This is a genomic window from Peribacillus sp. CSMR9, from assembly GCF_033141925.1.
In the GTDB taxonomy this organism is placed as follows: Bacteria; Bacillota; Bacilli; order Bacillales; family DSM-1321; genus Peribacillus; species Peribacillus simplex_A.
This window is the reverse complement of the sequence record NZ_JAOPHO010000134.1, coordinates 1-3,771: the sequence shown is the minus strand read 5'-3', so window position 1 is coordinate 3,771 and position 3,771 is coordinate 1. Positions and strand designations below refer to the sequence as shown.

At 34.1% G+C, this 3,771-nt stretch carries 2 protein-coding genes; one reads left to right on the top strand and one right to left on the bottom strand.

Annotated features, from left to right (window positions below):
- Positions 1-755 precede the first annotated feature (755 nt).
- Entirely contained in the window at positions 756-1,901 is a 1,146-nt protein-coding gene (locus N9I19_RS24080; protein ID WP_317779234.1) for a tyrosine-type recombinase/integrase, read from the bottom strand.
- A gap of 356 nt (positions 1,902-2,257) precedes the next feature.
- Between N9I19_RS24080 and N9I19_RS24075 the strand changes: the two genes are divergently transcribed.
- Complete coding sequence (locus N9I19_RS24075) at positions 2,258-3,508, top strand: helix-turn-helix domain-containing protein (protein WP_317779233.1); 1,251 nt, start codon at positions 2,258-2,260, stop codon at positions 3,506-3,508.
- Positions 3,509-3,771: the final 263 nt, after the last annotated feature.

Here is a 3,771-nt window from a genome sequence, read left to right as displayed (position 1 = left end):
TAAGTGATTATATGAAACAGAAAAAAGCTGGTCAAGATCCTGTTTTTTATAAAGACAGCATTAAAGGTCTTGAAAATCTTGAATGTTGGGAGCACTCTCAAGATGCTTCCACTTTAAAAAAGAAAAACGCCGTGTAATAAAAAAAGATGTTCAGACATATTATGGTCTGAACATCTTTTTGTTTGGTAAAAATATTTTTAAACCAGAACCGAAAACCGATCTTTATTGAGGGAACATAAAGGTTTTATAAAAGGTGCGGGATACATGGAGCATTTAAGCCAATTTGGTCTTTGCCTAAGATTGGTTTTATAAAATTGGAAAAAATATAAAGATGATAATTAGCACAATTTCATGTTGGGCATTGGAATACAATAAGTGATTATTCTAAAAATGGGGGATCAAGTCATCTGAATGACTTGGTCCCTCTTTTTATCTTCTATTTCTTTATAAAAAGAAGTAGCTAAGTAATACCGTAAATTAGATGTAACAATTTTTAAACATCACTCTTTTGGTCATAAAAGCTGTATAAGACTTTATTCACTATACATACTATTTTTTAAAAAACCTACTAACTGGAGTCTGTATAGACGGCTGAATAAACTACTTGCAAGGTATGAAAGTATCTTTTATTAAATCTCATCTTTGTTTATTTTCAATCTTTAAACCATTTTCGAAATGGATCTTTAAAGGGCGTGCCATTCAATTGGAGTCCAAAATCCAGAAAAAATTCCTCTGAATTTGACGAGTTTCTTCTATTATATATACTCCCCAAACACATCCGATTTCCACAAATGAATCGCATGGCGTTCTTTTTCAAAAACCTTCTCCAAATAAATTTCTGTAGTGGATAGCTGCTCGTGGCCTAGACTCTTCATAATCTGATAGACATCCACTCCATTTAAGTGAGAAATGATGGCAAAAGCATGCCTAAATGTATGAGGACCAATGGAAGAAGAACGAAACTTCAAAAAAGCTAATCCACTCTCTTTAATGGTTTTTGTTAAGTATTGAGACAAATAAGAGGGAGAGTAGGCACGGCCAGTATTGGTCGTAAAGAGAGGGGCGTCACCATCTGCTACATCTATATCGTCGATCCCTCTAGCTGAACGGAACATTCGAATACTATTCATTCCTTTTTCTTTCAATGGTATTTGCCTTCTTTTATTCCCTTTACCTAGGACCTCTAAAAAATACGTGCTGGTAATCGAATCATATTGAAGATCCCTGACTCGGAGTCTTGTAAACTCTTCATTACGCATGCCTGTCATCGTTAGGATATGAATAATCGAAAAAACGATGGGGTGGTTGATTTCCCAGAAATAATCAAGTAGCTGAATGACTTCCTTCGGTCCCAAATCACGGTTCGGCCGATCATCTTTACGAATATTGATCTTAAAGAAACCTTCATGAATGGGCTCAGTGATATAGCCAGATTCGAACAAGAATTTCAAAAAATTCTTAATGATGGTTGTCTTTCTGGATAATGTGGCAACGGAATAGGCTCCTTTTTTTAAGACATAGGGGCTTTTTTCCGATAACCATTCCTGATATCTACGAATGTGCCGGGTAGATAGAGATTTAAAGAGGGAACCGTCCGCAACTTTTTCAAAGTCTACATTGATTTCCACCGAATGAGTGAGTAATTGTTCAATAAATTGAATAAGTTCTCGCTCATAGGCTTGTACGGTGCGGGTGGCCTTTTCATGTTGCCGTTTTAAATGTTCTCGCCTATGAAGAAACCACTGTAGCATGTCTACATCGCTAAAATCGGAAAAAGGATCTTGCCCATTCTTTTCTGTCGTATCTAAACGTTCTTGTAACGTATGGATCGAAATGTCTGAAAGTCTCTTTTTCCATGCACTGCTCTGAATCTCTTTCGTTTTTTCTACCAGTTCATGCATACCTTAATCCCTCACTTTTATAATCCGAAAATCAATAAGATAAAGTATATATTTATAACATCCCTTTAAATAATACTAATTACATTATAACAAATTACAAGATTTAAATAATTATAGTATACCTAAATAAATTCTATATTTATTTAGGTTTTCCTTAATTAGTATATAATTAGATTCACAAATTATAATAATATTGTTAGATTCAAATATTAAATCTATAATGGTTATATAAGAGGAATATAAAATTATACTTATTTAAGTCAATACTATATATTATAATAGATATATAAATGAAAAGTTAATCCTGATATATATATACATATAGCAATAAAATAAAAAGGGTGAATAGACAAATTATGAATAAACTAAACCATGTAAAAAACATTCTGACTGTATCTTATAAAATGGGGGAAACGGTTTATGTTCTCCAAACATGTACGGAAGAAGAAGACCCAGAGAGTTATTACTACTTTAAACAATTTGAAAAAAAAGAAGGCGTGATTTTGGAAGTGATTGAACAGCCTCGTCTCCAATATCGTGTGAAATTTGGCCAGGCGGAAGCAGTCTTGTATCATGAGGAATTGACGAATGGGAACCAACAGGATGTTCCCATAACAGGAACGGATCATCAAGAAGGATGGGAGGGGGATAAAGTGGAATGGTATACACAAAAAGAAGTAGCTGATTTATTAGGCGTATCCAAGGCAACAGTCTACCATTATGGAAAACAGAAGAAAATCATGAAGATTCTGGACCCACATCGACTGCATAAAGAGGCCCGTTATGAAAAAGCGGAAGTGGATCGATTAGTGTATGAAAGGCAATCTTTACCTACAGGTATGAGTCCCAATGAGGTTGCAAAGAAAATGGGATTATCTGTACAAAGTGTTTATAAGTATATACAAGATGGTTCGATTAAAGCTAAGGCTGTCCCTTATGGGGATGAACGAATCACGTATGTAATTTCGGAATCAGACTATCATGAAGCAGAGAAATCACTCAAACCATCTGAAACACAGCGACCCAAAAAATATGAATATTATGATACAAAAAATGATATTGTTTTGTATCAAAGATTTCATTCGACTAAAATACCAGAGGCACGTGTGATTCGTAATGAAGAAAATGTATTTGGTTTCTACTTATCCAATATACAAAAGTGGTTGACGTATGAAGAAGGAATGAAAAATTATGCCTTAAAGCCATCATACTCGATCCACCAACCTACTTTGGATTATAAAGGCTATGTTGAGCTTCAGGTACCAAAAGACGAAGTTGTATTTTATCCCTTCCTCGACTATTTATATAAAAACTGGGGTGTGGAAAACATAAGAATGAGAGAACAAGATAGTTCAGTTTTACTCTTCATCCGGGCAGGGGAAAGACCGTTATTGCCAGATATGATTAGTATTGCTGATATCTTACCGTATTTAACCAATGGAGAAATGTATCATGAAGATGATACTTTGATATTACGTAGTCCAAATAGAAAAACTAGTTTTGAATTACCTATCGAATTGTTAGAAGCAATTTCAGATTTAGCTGAACAAGAAGGGATTAGTACCAGTAAATGGGTTGAGCAAAAATTATCGTCGATAACAAAATAACTAAATAAAATTTTTTTATGGGATTTGTGCACGTTCTAAGACCTTAATATGCTTAGTGAGCGGTTTTAGCACAATCTTTGGGGGATTTTTATACTAGGACTGACGCCATGAGGTACTTTTTGGTGAAGAGATGTTAATTTTAATTCACATTTCCCTAGAAAGAATCTTCTCTATCCAAGATCAATATCATGAAAAGTATAGTATGTATGGACTGCGTCTGTAAAATATATATTCTTTTTCTGGGACATTAAGAATGATTTTAT

Coding starts and splice junctions, on each gene's coding strand:
- N9I19_RS24080 (WP_317779234.1), bottom strand. CDS start 1,901: ATGCATGAACTGGTAGAAAAAACGAAAGAGATTCAGAGCAGTGCATGG.
- N9I19_RS24075 (WP_317779233.1), top strand. CDS start 2,258: ATGAATAAACTAAACCATGTAAAAAACATTCTGACTGTATCTTATAAA.